This window comes from Streptomyces sp. NPDC107765, from assembly GCF_055657085.1.
Genome location: NZ_JBVKBL010000005.1, coordinates 318,737 through 333,056, shown reverse-complemented (window position 1 = coordinate 333,056; position 14,320 = coordinate 318,737). Strand labels below are relative to the sequence as shown.

13 protein-coding genes and 1 tRNA gene are annotated in these 14,320 nt (G+C 72.4%); 9 read left to right on the top strand and 5 right to left on the bottom strand.

What is annotated here, in order from left to right; translation table 11 throughout:
- Positions 1 to 226: 226 nt before the first annotated feature.
- Positions 227 to 1,474: a M6 family metalloprotease domain-containing protein gene (locus ACZ7MX_RS15475; protein ID WP_472132243.1), complete on the top strand. Its 1,248-nt coding sequence runs from the start codon at positions 227 to 229 to the stop codon at positions 1,472 to 1,474.
- 13 nt (positions 1,475 to 1,487) lie between these two features.
- On the opposite strand, the gene ACZ7MX_RS15470 is transcribed toward ACZ7MX_RS15475, so the two are convergent.
- The gene (locus tag ACZ7MX_RS15470) at positions 1,488 to 2,132 is read right to left on the bottom strand and encodes a TetR family transcriptional regulator (RefSeq protein ID WP_472132241.1); all 645 of its coding nucleotides are present in this window, start codon (positions 2,130 to 2,132) and stop codon (positions 1,488 to 1,490) included.
- A 102-nt stretch (positions 2,133 to 2,234) separates the two neighbouring features.
- Between ACZ7MX_RS15470 and ACZ7MX_RS15465 the strand changes: the two genes are divergently transcribed.
- From ACZ7MX_RS15465 to recQ, 6 genes are all read left to right on the top strand, one after another.
- Positions 2,235 to 2,399 carry a hypothetical protein gene (locus ACZ7MX_RS15465; protein WP_030416736.1) on the top strand — a complete coding sequence of 55 codons (165 nt, stop codon included), beginning with the start codon at positions 2,235 to 2,237 and terminating at the stop codon, positions 2,397 to 2,399.
- A complete protein-coding gene (locus ACZ7MX_RS15460) occupies positions 2,396 to 2,698 on the top strand; it encodes a hypothetical protein (RefSeq protein ID WP_472132239.1) in 303 nt (100 codons plus the stop codon). Before ACZ7MX_RS15465 ends, ACZ7MX_RS15460 begins: the two co-directional genes overlap by 4 nt.
- A 146-nt stretch (positions 2,699 to 2,844) precedes the next feature.
- Positions 2,845 to 2,920 (top strand) — tRNA-Arg (locus ACZ7MX_RS15455).
- A gap of 1,600 nt (positions 2,921 to 4,520) precedes the next feature.
- Positions 4,521 to 5,177, top strand: a complete 657-nt coding sequence (locus tag ACZ7MX_RS15450) for a YeeE/YedE family protein (protein WP_472132237.1) — start codon at positions 4,521 to 4,523, stop codon at positions 5,175 to 5,177.
- The gene (locus ACZ7MX_RS15445) at positions 5,177 to 5,593 is read left to right on the top strand and encodes a YeeE/YedE thiosulfate transporter family protein (protein WP_472132235.1); all 417 of its coding nucleotides are present in this window, start codon (positions 5,177 to 5,179) and stop codon (positions 5,591 to 5,593) included. Before ACZ7MX_RS15450 ends, ACZ7MX_RS15445 begins: the two co-directional genes overlap by 1 nt.
- A 340-nt stretch (positions 5,594 to 5,933) precedes the next feature.
- Positions 5,934 to 7,937: a DNA helicase RecQ gene (gene recQ, locus ACZ7MX_RS15440; RefSeq protein ID WP_472132539.1), complete on the top strand. Its 2,004-nt coding sequence runs from the start codon at positions 5,934 to 5,936 to the stop codon at positions 7,935 to 7,937.
- Positions 7,938 to 7,984: 47 nt separating this feature from the next.
- On the opposite strand, the gene ACZ7MX_RS15435 is transcribed toward recQ, so the two are convergent.
- Positions 7,985 to 9,355 carry a sensor histidine kinase gene (locus ACZ7MX_RS15435; RefSeq protein ID WP_472132234.1) on the bottom strand — a complete coding sequence of 457 codons (1,371 nt, stop codon included), beginning with the start codon at positions 9,353 to 9,355 and terminating at the stop codon, positions 7,985 to 7,987.
- Complete coding sequence (locus ACZ7MX_RS15430) at positions 9,352 to 10,089, bottom strand: hypothetical protein (RefSeq protein ID WP_472132232.1); 738 nt, start codon at positions 10,087 to 10,089, stop codon at positions 9,352 to 9,354. Before ACZ7MX_RS15430 ends, ACZ7MX_RS15435 begins: the two co-directional genes overlap by 4 nt.
- 404 nt (positions 10,090 to 10,493) lie before the next feature.
- Between ACZ7MX_RS15430 and ACZ7MX_RS15425 the strand changes: the two genes are divergently transcribed.
- Entirely contained in the window at positions 10,494 to 10,778 is a 285-nt protein-coding gene (locus ACZ7MX_RS15425) for a hypothetical protein (protein WP_472132230.1), read from the top strand.
- A gap of 17 nt (positions 10,779 to 10,795) precedes the next feature.
- Here the strand turns inward: ACZ7MX_RS15425 and ACZ7MX_RS15420 are convergent, their stop codons facing one another.
- Entirely contained in the window at positions 10,796 to 11,629 is an 834-nt protein-coding gene (locus ACZ7MX_RS15420) for an isocitrate lyase/PEP mutase family protein (RefSeq protein WP_472132228.1), read from the bottom strand.
- A gap of 63 nt (positions 11,630 to 11,692) precedes the next feature.
- On the opposite strand from ACZ7MX_RS15420, the gene ACZ7MX_RS15415 reads away from it, so the two are divergent.
- A complete protein-coding gene (locus tag ACZ7MX_RS15415) occupies positions 11,693 to 12,502 on the top strand; it encodes an ArsR/SmtB family transcription factor (protein WP_472132226.1) in 810 nt (269 codons plus the stop codon).
- 18 nt (positions 12,503 to 12,520) lie between these two features.
- On the opposite strand, the gene ACZ7MX_RS15410 is transcribed toward ACZ7MX_RS15415, so the two are convergent.
- Positions 12,521 to 14,032, bottom strand: a complete 1,512-nt coding sequence (locus ACZ7MX_RS15410; RefSeq protein WP_472132224.1) for a glycosyltransferase family 39 protein — start codon at positions 14,030 to 14,032, stop codon at positions 12,521 to 12,523.
- Positions 14,033 to 14,320: the final 288 nt, after the last annotated feature.

Here is a 14,320-nt window from a genome sequence, read left to right as displayed (position 1 = left end):
CCGACTTCCGGCTTCCGGCTTCGCAGTCCAGTGACTCCGACCAACCGGGGAGAGCCTCCCCGTTTCAGCCGGACGACTGGTTAAACGGGGAACCGCTCCCCGGATATTTCCCGCCGGCATGTGACCTGAGGCACACGGCTGCCCCTGGGTGTCCCGGGTGGCCCGGTGCCTCCGATTGATGTAACTCCGCGCGCGAGCGATCACCCTGCGCCCCAAGGTGATCGTTATGAAGCTCAAGGTATCCGCGGTGCTGGCCGCCGGCGCGGCCACCGCGGCGGCGGCCATAGCGCTGGGTTCGCCCCCCAACGCCGTGGCCATACCTCCCGGGCCCGGCGCCCCGCCGAGCGGCCCCTGCGCGCTGCACGGCATCACCAACGACGTCGCCGAATCGGCCGACACCCCCGCCGGTTTCGCCCGCTCGTCCGGCGTCGTACGGGCCCTGACGCTCTTCATCGACTTCCCGGACGCCCGCGCCACGATGCCGGCCAGCGCCCGCTTCGCCGAGTTCTTCCCGGCCACCACGGACTTCTTCCGCACCAGCTCGTACGGCAGGCTGACCTACCTGCCGATGCCGCTGTTCCGGTGGATCCGGATGTCCCGGCCGCTGGCGGCGTACGGCATCCAGCGCGGCACCAACTTCGACCCGGCCTCGGACGGCGGTTACCACGCCCTGTCACAGGAGGTCGTGCGCGCCGTCGACCCGATCGTCAACTTCCGCGACTACGACGTCATCAACATCATCGCGGCGCCCAACGCGGGGCCTCCCGCCACCCGTACGGTCCTGTCCGTCACCTTCAGCGGGGGCGACATGGGGATGAAGACGGCCGACGGGGTGCCGTTCCGGAACGCGTCCTTCATCTGGAGCCGGCAGTCGGGCCTGAGCGCCTTCCGGGTCCTCAACCACGAGAACGCGCACAGCTTCGGCCTGCCCGACCTCTACTACACCGACGGCCGCCAGGAGCCGCCACCGGTGGGCCACTGGGACCCGATGGACGAGGACTGGGGGCCGAACAACGACTTCGTCGGCTGGCACAAGTGGAAGCTCGGCTGGCTGGCACCCCAACAGGTGCACTGCGCGCTGCCCCACGGGACGCCCGGCGAGCACACCCTCACCCCGGTCTCCACACCGGGCGGCACCAAGATCGTCGTCATTCCGACCTCGCCGCACACCGCCCTGGTGGCCGAGGCCCGCGGCCACGGCCTGCTCGAACCCGCGGTCTGCCGGCCGGGCATCCTGATCTACCGGGTCGCCACGGACGTGCCCTCGGGCCGCGGACCGCTCCGGATCGTGGACGCCACCCCGCACAGCGGCGGCTGCTACCGGGACAGCCCCTACGTCGACCCGGAACTGACCGATGCGACCTTCCTCCCCGGCGAGACCTACACCGACCGTGCCACCGGGGCCGCGGTCACCGTCCTGACGGAGAACCAGGACGGCACCTACCGCGTCCGCGTCACCCCGGCCCGCGCCTGACCACGGGGCACTCTCACGAGAGGTCCCCGTCCTCCTGCCAGTGCTGCCGCCCGATGCTGATCAGCCGCAGCTGGCGGCGCGCCGTACGCACCACCTGCTCGGCGGCCCCGGGCGCCCCGTCCTCGTCGGCGTCGAGCAGCGCGGCGGCCGTCGTGACCAGCCGGTCCACGTACAGCTCGGCCAGCATCCGGACGTCGTCGTCCCGCCACCCCTCCGACACCGGCTGGGACTTGAGCGCCGCCGCGACCTCCTCGGCGAACCGGTCGAGTTCGTCCGCGATGGCCTGCCGTACGGCCCGTACGCCGCCGTGCCGCTCGCGGGCGATGAACCGGATGTGCAGCGGGTACGCCCGTACGTGCCGCTCGACGACCGCGACCGTCCGGTCTATCCGCTCCTCGGCGCCGTCCTGTTCGGCGAGGATCGCCCGCACCATCACATGCAGGCTGCCGAGCGCCTCCTCGACCAGTGCGACGCCGAGCTCCCCCAGGTCCTTGAAGTGCCGGTAGAACGCGGCCGGGGCGATCCCCACCACCCGCGTCACCTCGCGCAGGCCCAGGCTGCTCAGGCTCTGCTCCTCCAACAGGCCGAGCGCCGCGTCGAGCAGTGCCTGCCGGGTCTTCTGCTTCTGGGCCTGGCGGACCCCAGGGGTGTGACTCATGTCATCCAGTAAACAACCGTTCTCTTAACTTCTCCACCCCTGAACCGCCGTATGCTGGAGGCACTGAGTGAACAAGTGTCCTCCGAGTGGAAAAGGCAGATCATGCTCTTCCTCGTCGCAGCCCTCCTCCTGATGGGGATCATGCTGGGCACCGCGGCACACCTCCCCGTCCCCGTCACCCTCATCGCGGCCGCCGTCATCAGCGGCTGGCTGCTCGTCTTCTTCCTCCGCGAACGCCGCCACAAGACCGAGGTGACCTCCCGATGACCGCGCTCAGCCAAGCCCCGCGGACGGCCTCCCCCGCACCGGCCGCCGCCACCCGCGCCGCCCGCTCGCACGCCGACGGCATGGCCGTGGCCTCCTTCATCCTCGGCCTGCTCGGCACCCTGGTCCTCAACCTCGTCCTCGGCCCCTGTGCCCTGATCCTCGGCGGCCTCGCCCTGGCCCGCGGCACCACCCGCCGCGGCCGCGCCCTCCTGGGCCTCGCCCTCGGCGCCACGGACCTCCTCCTGCTCGCCCTCCTCGTCACCACGGACGGCACGGTGAGCTGGCACATCGCCGGCTGACACCCAGGCGGGAGGCACCCCCCACACGCCCCCGCCACACCCCTGCCATGACCCCGCCGCGACCACGCTGACCTGCGGAAACGCAAACCTTGCAAGCGCGGATCCCTTATCCGCTAGGCTAGTCGCCGGATCACGCCGTGATCCACGCCTCCGTAGCTCAGGGGATAGAGCACCGCTCTCCTAAAGCGGGTGTCGCAGGTTCGAATCCTGCCGGGGGCACCAGGCAACACCGTTCTGCCCGGGGGGGGTCTCCCCAGGGAGAGGTTCTGCTCGGCCTCGGACTCCTCGTCCGGGGCCGTTTGCGTGAGCGGTGCGTGAGCGAAGGGGAGGTTGGTCTCCCGAATACCGCCCGACGGATCAGCATCGTCCGACGCGGACTCTTCCGCCTTGTCTCGGTTCGGCGCCGCTGCGGGATGGCCCGCGGCGGCGGGCGTGCGCCCGTCGAGGAAGGCATGGCCGACCGACTGTCCCCGGCCCCTCCCGCAGCGAGCGCAGGTGGCCGCCGTCGACTTCTTTCATGCCGGTTCTTTCATGCCGGGCTTTTCATCCACGAGACGAGCCGGGCCCACCAGCCCTTCGTCGATCGGTCCCGCGAACCGTCCGGGCTTCGAGGAGCAGGCGCCGGCGTCGGCCCCGTTCGAGTCATCGGCTCCCCCGCGCGCGCAGGCTCGGGCTTCGCAGGCTCACACGTGCACCGCTGAGGTGTCGGCACATCGGCGAGCACTTGCTCCACGTGTCTCCCGCAGCCCTCATAGGTGATCTTCCGGCACAACCGGCAGACAGCACGCTGGCACATGATTTCCCTCCCATAACGTCTCCGCTTTACGACCTGCGACCTCAACAGTTTCGTCACAGTCGAATTCACAATTTCGCCATAACCAACGCCGAGATGTGCACGGTCTTCACGAACAACTGACTCCCGCCACAAGGAGTGTGGGCCATGAGGGCACAGCACACTCCAAGCAGGCTCCTTATCGGCCGCGAATATCCAGATATGAGAGACATAGAGCATAAACACGGCGCGGCAATTCTTACTCAACGACGTCGCGTGGTCACGGTCAGAAACTCCCTTGAGGTTGCTCGGGACGGCGAAACAGTGGTTCCATCACGCCCGGTCGAAGGAGTGGAGGGCACAGTTCCGCATTGTGACAGGCCGTCATTGCGTCGCTTTGAGATCGACCCTGACGCGGCGAAGGCCCGAAATCGAGAACGGCAACCACCCTCACCGAATGGGTGGTGTGCGCCGCTCAGAAGGGAGCAACGTGGGTTGCTCGCACGCCGCAGGATGCCCCCTTTTCCCGCTGCTCAGGGCGAGCTTGCAAGGCTGGCGCGACTACTACTGCGACAGCGGGAATCAGTGGCTCGACTGCGCCCGCTACCAGATGTCACTCACCGGTGAGCGCGTGCCGATCAGCCTGCTGCCCAATGGAGCCAGCGCGCGACACCTCGAAGCCGCCGCCACCGACGCGGACCGCTCCGGCGCCCCCCACCCGGAGCAGAGACCCCGGCAGGCCCGCCCACCCCAGCACTATCAGGGGGCACCGGAGAGCGCGTCCTGGTCGCAGCCCGCACCGGCTGCCCGGCCATCAGAGCCGTCACAGCCGTCACAGCCGTCACAGCCGTCAGAACCCGTGACCGCGGCACCGGAGACCACGACCCGGTTCGGGGCGGCGTCTCCGCCGATACCGGTCTGGCATGACCAACCGTCACCACCTCCGGAGAGCCCCCGGCCTCCGGACCGCCCGTCCCGGGGCTCTCGGCAGGCGGCCGGCTCGAAGCGCGGCTGGTGGGCCAGATTCACCGAATGGATGGGAGGCCCCGCATGAGCAACTACTGGCCCTGGTGGGCCGGCGCTGCCGGGCTCGCTCTGATCACCATCAACTACGCCCTCACCACGGATCGGTCCTTCGGCGTGTCGTCCGCGTGGGACCGCGTGTTGCACTGGCGCAGGGAGCGCCGCCTCGAGCGGATGGACGAGGAGTTCACCGACGAGCGTGCTCTCGCTGACGCTCTCGCCGCAGCCACCGCGGAGCACTTCGGCACCGGCCCCGCCGCGCCCGCCGGCCCGCCGGCTCCGCCCGGGACGTCGCACCTGCTCGAAACGGACGTCGAACCGGCGGCGGATGAGGACCCCCCGGTCACGGGCCCGAGCCCGGCCCCGCTGGTCACCCAGGCTGCCCTGCTGGTATCGATCTTCGTCGGTGGATTGATCGCCGCGCTCACCTCCGGGCGGTTCCACCTCCGCTTCGACATGGGCCCGGGGTTCCGGAACGTGGTCACCGCACATCCGATCACCATGATCGGCCTGCTGTTCGTCGGAGGCGTGCTGGTCGGCTTCGGCACCCGGCTGGCCGGTGGGTGCAGCTCCGGCCACGGACTCAACGGCTGCGGCCGTCTACGCCCGGTCAGCCTCGTCGCGACCGCCGTGTTCTTCGGCACCGCCGTCGCGGTGTCGTTCCTGCTGTGGAAGGTGATCTGATGCGTACTCGGGGCGCGATTCTGCTGGCCAACATCCTCACCGGCCTCACCCTCGGCTACACCGTCTCCAACATCGGCTTCGGCGACTACACCGAGCTGAACCGCATGTTCACCTTCCAGGACCTGCGCATGCTCCTCTCCTTCGCCGGCGCCGTCGTGATCATCGTGTGCGCATTCGCCCTGCTGCGGGTCCGCCGCACCCCGGGGCGCATCCACGCCGGCGTGGTCCCCGGCGCAGTGATGTTCGGTACGGGCTGGGCGATCTCAGGCGGGTGCCCGGCCATCCCCATCGTCCAGGTCGCCAGCGGATACCTGCCCGCTCTGGTCACCATCGTCGGCGTCACCGTCGGCATCCGGCTGTGCCGCTGGGCCAACGCCCGGTACTTCCACCTCGACCGCGGCTCCTGCGGGCTGTGACCAAGGGCACCCGCCGGCACGCCCCGCCGGAGAATCGGCCCTCCTTCGATGAGCGCGAACCGCCGACTCGCCGAAGCCGGAGCAGGGCACGGGGCGGGGACCCTTGGCAAAACCCCTGAAGCGGGTGTTGCGGGTTCGAATCCTGCCGGGGGCACCCCGAGAAGGGCCGGTCACGAGGGTTGAACCTCGTTGACCGGCCCTTTTGCCTGTGCGGGGACGGGCGCCGTACCGCACCGGCCACCGGGGGTGCCGGGGAGGCCGAGCCCGGAGTTATCCACAGGGGCCGCGGGAAGGGTGGCGGAGCTCGTAGGCTTTCGGGGTGGCTCTGGTGGACGTGGGAATGGTCGAGGACATGGATGCAGCAGGCGCTCCGGAGGCGGGCGAGGCGGTGCAGGTGCTGCGCCGCGTCTTCGGGTACGACGCGTTCCGGGGCAGTCAGCAGGAGATCATCGAGCACGTCATAGGGGGCGGCGACGCCGTCGTCCTGATGCCGACCGGTGGCGGCAAGTCGCTCTGCTACCAGATTCCGTCGCTGGTCAGGCCGGGTGTCGGGGTCGTGATCTCGCCCTTGATCGCACTGATGCAGGACCAGGTCGACGCCCTGCGGGCGCTCGGCGTGCGGGCCGGGTTCCTCAATTCGACACAGGACCTGGAGGAGCGGCGGCTCGTCGAGGCGGAGTTCCTGGCCGGTGAGCTGGACCTGCTGTATCTGGCGCCGGAGCGGCTGCGGGTGGAGCAGACGCTGAGCCTGCTGGACCGGGGGAAGGTCTCCCTCTTCGCGATCGACGAGGCGCACTGCGTGGCGCAGTGGGGGCACGACTTCCGGCCGGACTATCTGGCGCTGTCGATGCTGCACGAGCGCTGGCCCGACGTACCGCGGATCGCGCTGACGGCCACGGCGACCGACGCCACGCACGCCGAGATCACCTCCCGGCTGAAGATGGCGGAGGCCCGGCACTTCGTGGCGAGCTTCGACCGGCCGAACATCCAGTACCGGATCGTGGCCAAGAGCGAGCCCAAGCGGCAGCTGCTGGAGCTGCTGCGCAGCGAGCACGCCGGGGACGCCGGGATCGTCTACTGCCTCTCGCGGGCCTCCGTGGAGAAGACCGCGCAGTTCCTGGTGGAGAACGGCATCGCCGCGGTGCCCTACCACGCCGGCCTCGACGCCCGTACGCGCGCGGAGCACCAGGCGCGGTTCCTGCGGGAGGACGGGCTGGTGGTGGTCGCCACGATCGCGTTCGGGATGGGGATCGACAAGCCGGACGTGCGGTTCGTGGCGCATCTGGACCTGCCGAAGTCGGTGGAGGGCTACTACCAGGAGACCGGGCGCGCCGGGCGGGACGGCCAGCCGTCGACGGCCTGGCTGGCGTACGGGCTGCAGGACGTGGTCCAGCAGCGGAAGATGATCGACGGTTCGGAGGGCGACGAGGCGCACCGGCGGCGGCTGTCCGCCCACCTCGACGCGATGCTGGCGTTGTGCGAGACGGTGCAGTGCCGGCGGGCCCGGCTGCTGGACTACTTCGGGCAGGAGAGCGCCGGCACCACCTGCGGCAACTGCGACACGTGCCTGACTCCGCCGCAGACCTGGGACGGCACGGTCGCCGCGCAGAAGCTGCTGTCGACGGTCGTACGGCTGCAGCGCGAGCGCGGGCAGAAGTTCGGCGCGGGCCAGATCATCGACATCCTGATGGGGAAGAAGACCGCGAAGGTCATCCAGTTCGATCATGATGCGCTGAGCGTCTTCGGGGTGGGCGCCGACCTCCGCGAGGCCGAATGGCGCGGTGTCGTACGGCAGTTGCTGGCGCAGGGACTGCTCGCCGTGGAGGGTGACTACGGCACGCTGGTGCTCACGGAGACGAGCGGCGAGGTGCTGGGCGGCCGGCGCGAGGTGCCGATGCGGCGGGAGCCGGAGAAGGCCGCACGGGCCGCGAAGGCGAAGACCGCGAAGGGCAAGCGGGCGCCGGTGGATCTGCCCGAGGAGGCGCTGCCGGTCTTCGAGGCGCTGCGGAGCTGGCGGGCCCGTACGGCCAAGGAGCAGGGCGTGCCCGCGTATGTGATCTTCCATGACGCGACGCTGCGGGAGATCGCCCTCCTGGGGCCGGCGACGACGGCCGAACTCGGGACGGTCAACGGGGTGGGCGAGAACAAGCTCGTGAAGTACGGCCAGCCGATTCTGGACGTGCTGGCGGGGCGGGAGAGCGACGGGGAGGAGACGGGCAGTGGGCGCGCGGCGGCGGTCGCCGATCCTGCGCCCGGGCCCAAGCCCAAGGCCGTGCCCGAGCCCGAGCCCGGGCCCACGGACGAGGAGGTGCTGCCGGAGCCGCCGGACGACATCGACTGGTGAGCGGACACCGTCGGCCGGTGATCAGGCCGCATCGACCGGTGAGCCGCTCAGGAGGGCGCCGGGGCTTCTTCCTGGGGGAGGCGGAGGACGGCGCGGGCACCGCCGTCGGGGGCGTTGGTGAAGCGGAGGTCGATGCCCAGGACGGCGGCCTGGCCGACGGCGATGGTCAGGCCGAGGCCGTGGCCCCTGCCCCGGCCGGGCGCGTCGGTGCGGAAGCGCTGCGGGCCGTGGTGCAGCAGGTCGACGGGGTAGCCCGGGCCGTGGTCGCGAACCTCGATGGTCGGCGGGCCGCCGGGCGGGGTGTCCACGGTGACCACCACCGGCGGCCGGCCGTGCCGGTGCGCGTTGAGGACGAGGTTGGCGAGGATGCGGTCGAGGCGCCGCCGGTCGGTCTCGACGACGGTGTCCGCGGCGACCCGTACGTCGGTGTCGAGGCCGGTGGCGCGCACGGAGCGGGTGACCAGGGCGCCCAGTTCGTACGCGGCGAGATCGGCGTGTTCGGCGCCGGCGTCCAGCCGGGAGATCTCCAGCAGGTCCTCGGTGAGGCGGTGCAGCGCCCGCAGCCGGTCGTTGATCATCTCCTTGGGCCGGCCTTCGGGAAGCAGGTCGGCCGAGGCGAGGATGCCGGTGAGCGGCGTACGGAGTTCATGGGCCACATCGGCGGTGAACCGCTGTTCGGCCCGCAGTCGGCTCTGCAGGGAGCCGGCCACCGAGTCGAGGGCGGCGGCCACCGCCGCCACCTCGTCCCGCGCCGCCGGTCCGCCGCCCGCCTTCCGGCCGCCGCCCGCGCCGTCACCGCCACCGTCCCTGCCACCGCCACCGCCACCGCCACCGCCACCGCCTCTGCCGCTGCTCGCGCCGTCACCGCCACCGTCATCACCACCGACCCGGGCGTCCAGGTCGCCGGCGGTGATGCGGCGGGCGACCGCTGCCGTGGTGGCCAGCCGGCGGCTGATGCGGTGCGCGAGGAACAGCCCGGCGAGCGCGACGACCGCGGCGGCGAGTACGGCCGAGCCGAGGATCGCGGTGTCGAAGTTCTCCAGCGAGCGGCGGGTGTTGCCGTACGGCGACCAGACGGCCATGACCTGACCGTCGGCGGGCGCCGCGGCCCACATGACCGGGTGGCCGCGATACGTCCCGACCATGCTGCCGCGCTGTCCAGAACGCGCCAACTCCCGTAGTGGCTCGGGAAGTTCGGCCGGGTCGAGGAGGGAGTTGATGCCCTCGCGCGAGGTGCCGTACTCGAAGAGGTCCAGCGCGGTGTCGAGGTTCGCGCGGGTCTCCTTCCGTACCTGGCCCACGGTCTGACGGGCCACCGCATTGTGGACGAGTACGCCGAGCACGGCGGCGACCGCGCAGCTCACCGCCATCACGGTCAGCGCGATCTTCCAGCGGAGGGAGACCGCCGGGCGCCTCATGGACCGCTCCCGTGACTCCCGTTGCTCCCGCTGCCGCCGTCGGCCTGGCGGGTCTGGTGTCTGCGGACCTCGTCGAGGGTGAGGTCCCACAGCGCCATCGCCCTGCCGTCCCAGACCAGGTCGGTGACGCTCACATAGCGCGGGTCCTTGGTGGGCTCACGCACCGCCAGGTGACCCGCCGCCAGCTCCACGCCGGCCAGCACGCCGCGCAGGACCAGCACCCGGGTCACCACCGTCTTCCGGACGCTGTAGACGCGGAGTTCGCTGGTGCGCGGATCGAGGTCGATGACGGTGATCAGGTCGGGTTCGCCGTCGCCGGTGAGGTCGTGCAGCGCGGGGCGGCGAACGGCGTGGGGAGCGGGCGGATGCTGCCCCTCCGCGGAGATGTCCGCGTCGAGGACGGCGAGCGGGTCGGCGTCCGCCATGCTGCCGCTCTGGACGTGCGGCACACCGGTCACGGGCTTGAGGGCGGCCGGGTTGTCCTCCCGGCCGAGCGGGGCGGGGGTGTACTCCGGCCAGAGCGCGAGCGGCGCCTTGACGTCGCGGGCCGGTCCGTCACTCTCCAGGCCCTCCAGACCGGCGCATCCGGCGAGGAGGGGAAGAGTGAGGAGCGGGAGGGTGCAGAGGGCGGTGGCACGGCGGATGCACCGCCAGAAACCGGTGCGCCGCCGCGAACTGACTCGCCCCCACGGGCGGAGGCGTCTTCGCGCGCAGCCGTCCTCGCCGCCTCGCATCCCGTCGTCACCGCCTCCCGTCGGGCCCGTTCCTCAAGCTATCCAACGCGGCGGGCGGGGGAACCTTCAGCGCGGCCATCCGACGGCGGGGCGCGGGCGAAGCCGCCGTCGCCCGTCCAAAGCCACGCCGTCGCGCGTACAAAGCCCCGCCGGAGCCCGTACAAAGCCACGTCGGCAACCGCCCGAAGCCCCGCCGGCACCCGTCCGACGACCCGCCGGCGACCCGAGCGCCTTGCCGGGGTTGCGGCCTTTGGCCCGGACTGGCGGGCGCATTGTCACGGGACCGATCCCAGAGATCTTGCTGACTGTTACACAACGTACGGATTGCCGTTAAGGACACTCCGTAAGGTGCCTCCCGTACCGTGACCCCGGGCGGCCCGAGCCGCCCCCGACGAGGAGTACCCATGCGGGCCCAGCGCCGCTCCATGATCCGTACCGCCACCGTCGCCACCGGTGCGCTCGCCGTCCTGCTGCTGCCCACGGGTGCCGCCTTCGCCGCGGACTCCACCGCGCCCACGGAAAGCCGTACGTCGATCATGCTTCCCGACAACGGGCTGGCCGGCCTCGCCGAGAGGGCCGGGCACCTGCCCAAGGCGGGCCTGATCGGCGGCGCGGGCGCACTGGGCGTGGCGGGCGCGGCCGTCGCCGTCCACCGCCGCCGCCAGGCGGGCCGGGGCCGGCAGGTCTGAGCGCCGAGCAGGGGGACCTACTCCCCCTGCTCCTCACCCACCATCCGCTGGACGTCCTCGTACATCAGCGCCGCACCGCCCGGCTCCGGCAGCGGCTGTCCCGTGCGGATCGCCTCCGCCGCCCCGAGGGTGGCCTGCAGGGCCGTACGGAAGAGCAGCGAACCGGTGCTGATCCGGCGCACGCCGAGGTCCGCCAGCCGGGCGAGGGTGTGCCGGCCCGGCGTGAAGAGGATGTTCAGCGGGGCCTGGACCTCGCGCACCAGCACCGCGATGTCCTCGTCGGCGACGATCCCCGGTACGAACACCCCGTCCGCGCCCGCCGTCAGATAGCTCTCGGCGCGGGCCAGCGTCTCCGACAGCGGGGGCGGGGTGGTTACCCGCCAATGGGTGTCGATCCGGGCGTTCAGGAACAGTCCGGGCGCCCGCTGCTTCACCGCGGCGAGCACCTCGGCCTGCCGCGCCGTCTCCTGCAGCCCCCCGCCACCGGGCAGCCCGTCCTCCAGATTGAGCCCCGCCGCGCCGGCCTCCGCCAGCGCCGCCGCCAGCTCCGCCACCTGCTGTGGCCCGCCGCCGAACCCGCCCTCGATGTCGACGGTGTACGGGCAGGCCAGCCGGCCGTTGAGGCGCAGCGCCAGGGCGAGGGTGGCGTCCTTGACCTCGGCGAGCCCGCGGCCGTCCGGATAGCCGTGGGCCGCCGCGACCCCCAGGCTCGTCGTGCCGACCGCCGCGAATCCGGCCGCGGCGAGGGCGACCGCCGACGCGACATCCCAGGCGTTGGGAAGCAGCAGCGGCTGGTCGGCGTGGTGCAGCGCGTGGAAGTGGAAGGTGGCGTACTCCGGGGAGGTGCTCATACCGGCACCGTAGGCACGAGTCCCTTCGGTACGCACCGAAGACTCGCGGCGGACAATCGAGTCATGACCACTCCGGCGTACAGCACCGCGACGAACCGGACCGCGGCGCGCCAGGCGGCGACGCACCGGACCGCGACGCACCGCACCCCGGCGGCCGGCACCCCGCCGTACAGCACCGAGCTGGCACGGCTGGCCGCGCTGCTCGCGGACCGCACCCGGGCCGCGTTCTGCCTGGCCCTGCTCGACGGGCGGGCCTGGACGGCCGGCGAACTGGCCGCGTACGCGCAGGTCGCGCCCTCGACGGCGAGCGAGCACCTGACCCGGCTGACCGAGGGCGGTCTGCTCGTCGAACGGCGCCAGGGCCGCCACCGCTACCTCCAGCTCGCCGGCCCGCGCGTCGCCGAGCTGCTGGAATCCCTGACCGCGCACCTCGATCCACCGCAGGGTGCGCCGCGCGGGCTGCGCGCGGTGTCCGCCTCCGCGGCGCTGGCCCGGGGCCGCACCTGTTACGACCACCTCGCGGGCCGGCTCGGGGTGGCGATCACGGACGCGATGACCGCCCGCGGCCTGGTCGACCAGGACGGCGGCTTCGCGCTCACCGACGCCGGCCGGGACTGGTTCACCGACGCGCTGGGCGTCGAACCGGCCGACCTGCGCACCGGCCGCCGGCCGCAGGCACGCGGCTGCCTCGACTGGACCGAGCGCCGCAGCCACCTCGCGGGCACGGCCGGCGCCCGGCTCTGCGACCGGCTGCTCGACCGCCGCTGGGTCCGCCGGATCGGCAGCGGCCGGGCGGTACGCCTCACCGACGCCGGCGCGGCGGCCCTGCAGGAGCTGCTGGGGCTCGACGGGGCGGCGGCGGGGCTGCGGTGAGGGGCCCGGGGGCCCCGGTCAGGCCCGGGCCCCCGGTCCGGTGCCCTGCCGGGCGGCTCCCGCGCCGCACGCCCCGTCCCGCCCGTACACCGTGATGCGGGCGCCCCGGACCTCCGTGGTGCTGCAGACCTCGAAGGCGTCGCGCAGTGTGGCCCGTTTGGCGATTTCCTGGTCGTTGTCGTCGGCGGGCTGGCCGTCCGGGTCACCGGCGACCACGATCCGGCGGCTGGCCAGCATCCGGGCGCGGATGGCGTCGCCGGAGCGTTCGGTGCCGTAGAGGGTGTGGGACGCCAACGGGCTCTTGTCCAGGGCGAGATCGGTCAGGCCGCGGAAGTCGTGCGGCCGGGTCGCGGTCCAGATCCGCCGCCGGGCCGGCATGAAGAGCAGGCCGTCGCCCGGCTCGGCCGCCGCGCGCACGGCCTGGGCGACCGCGGTGACGTCGTCGACCCGGCTGTCCGGGCTGCGCAGATGGATGTCTATGGGCAGCAGGGCGGCCAGCACCAGCGCGCCGGCCGCGGTCCGGCGCAGCCGGCGGGCCCGGGTCTGCCCCGCTTCGCCGGCCGGGCGCAGCAGCCGGGCCAGCGCGGCGCCGGCCAGCAGGGCGAAGCCGACGACGTAGTAGAGGACGTAGCGGTCGACGTAGGCCGGTTCGACGTGCGAGAGCAGCAGCAGGAGGAGAGTGGGCAGGAGCAGCAGCGGGATGCCCAGGGCGCGCAGGCCGATCGGGCCGCGGGAGCGGATCCGCACGCGGGCGCAGGCCAGGCCGAGGACCGCGAGCACGGCGAAGGTCAGCAGCTGCACCGGGTCCGGCCACATCAGCCAGCTGATCTGTGCCGCCTGCCGGGTGCTGAAGACCGCGAGCGGGGCCAGGCCGGCGAGGACGGTGGCCGCGGACAGCGCCCAGGCGCGCAGTACGCGGCGGGGCAGCCGGGCGAGGATCAGCGCGGCGGCGTGGACGGGCAGCACCAGGCACGCGAACTCGTGCAGCAGGCAGGCGGCCAGCATGAGCACCGTGTAGCCGAGCCACAGCCGGGGGCGCGGGTGTGGACGCGGACGCGGGTGCGGGAGCGCGTGCGGGGGTGCCGCCGCGGCACCGGTCAGGACCAGCAGGTACGTGGCCCAGACGACCAGTGCGCAGACGGTCGCGTACGAGCGTCCCTCCTGCGCGTACTGCTGGACGACGGGGATGCACGCGAACGTGAAGCCGGCCAGCAGGCCCGCCCGCCGGCCGACGAGGCGGTGCCCGAGCAGGGCGACGCCCGCGGTCGCGGCGGTCATCGCGGCCACCGACGGCAGCCGCAGCCCCACCACCTCGCCGAAGGTCCCGTCGAGGGTGGCGTCGTAGACCCGGAACCAGACGTGCATCAGCGCGTAGTACAGGCCGTGGACGACATCGACGTGCAGCAGCGTGTGCCACAGGTCGGGCAGGCTGCGGTGGGCCATGTCGTAGGTGACCGCCTCGTCGCGCCATATGGCGTCCTGGCGGCGGATCCCCCACGCCCCCAGGAGCAGCATCAGCCCGGAGGGCATCAGCGTCACCGCGCCCTGCGCCGCCCACGCTCGGCGGGTGGCGACGGCGGACGCATAGGCCGGCTTCGGTGCTTGCGCTACGTCGATGACGGGCTCCGGTCACGTCCGGGACGGAGGAGAAACGGGCAAGCACACTGTAAGTGGCGGCGCGCCCGGGTTCCGGGCGCGCCGCGTGGATCGTCTCCGGGCCGTTCCCGGAGCCCGGGCCGGCTCAGCCGAGCCGGGTCAGCCGAGCCGGGTACATTCGCCGGGCCGCAGTGATCCGGGGGCCGCGGGCCGGACGCCCGC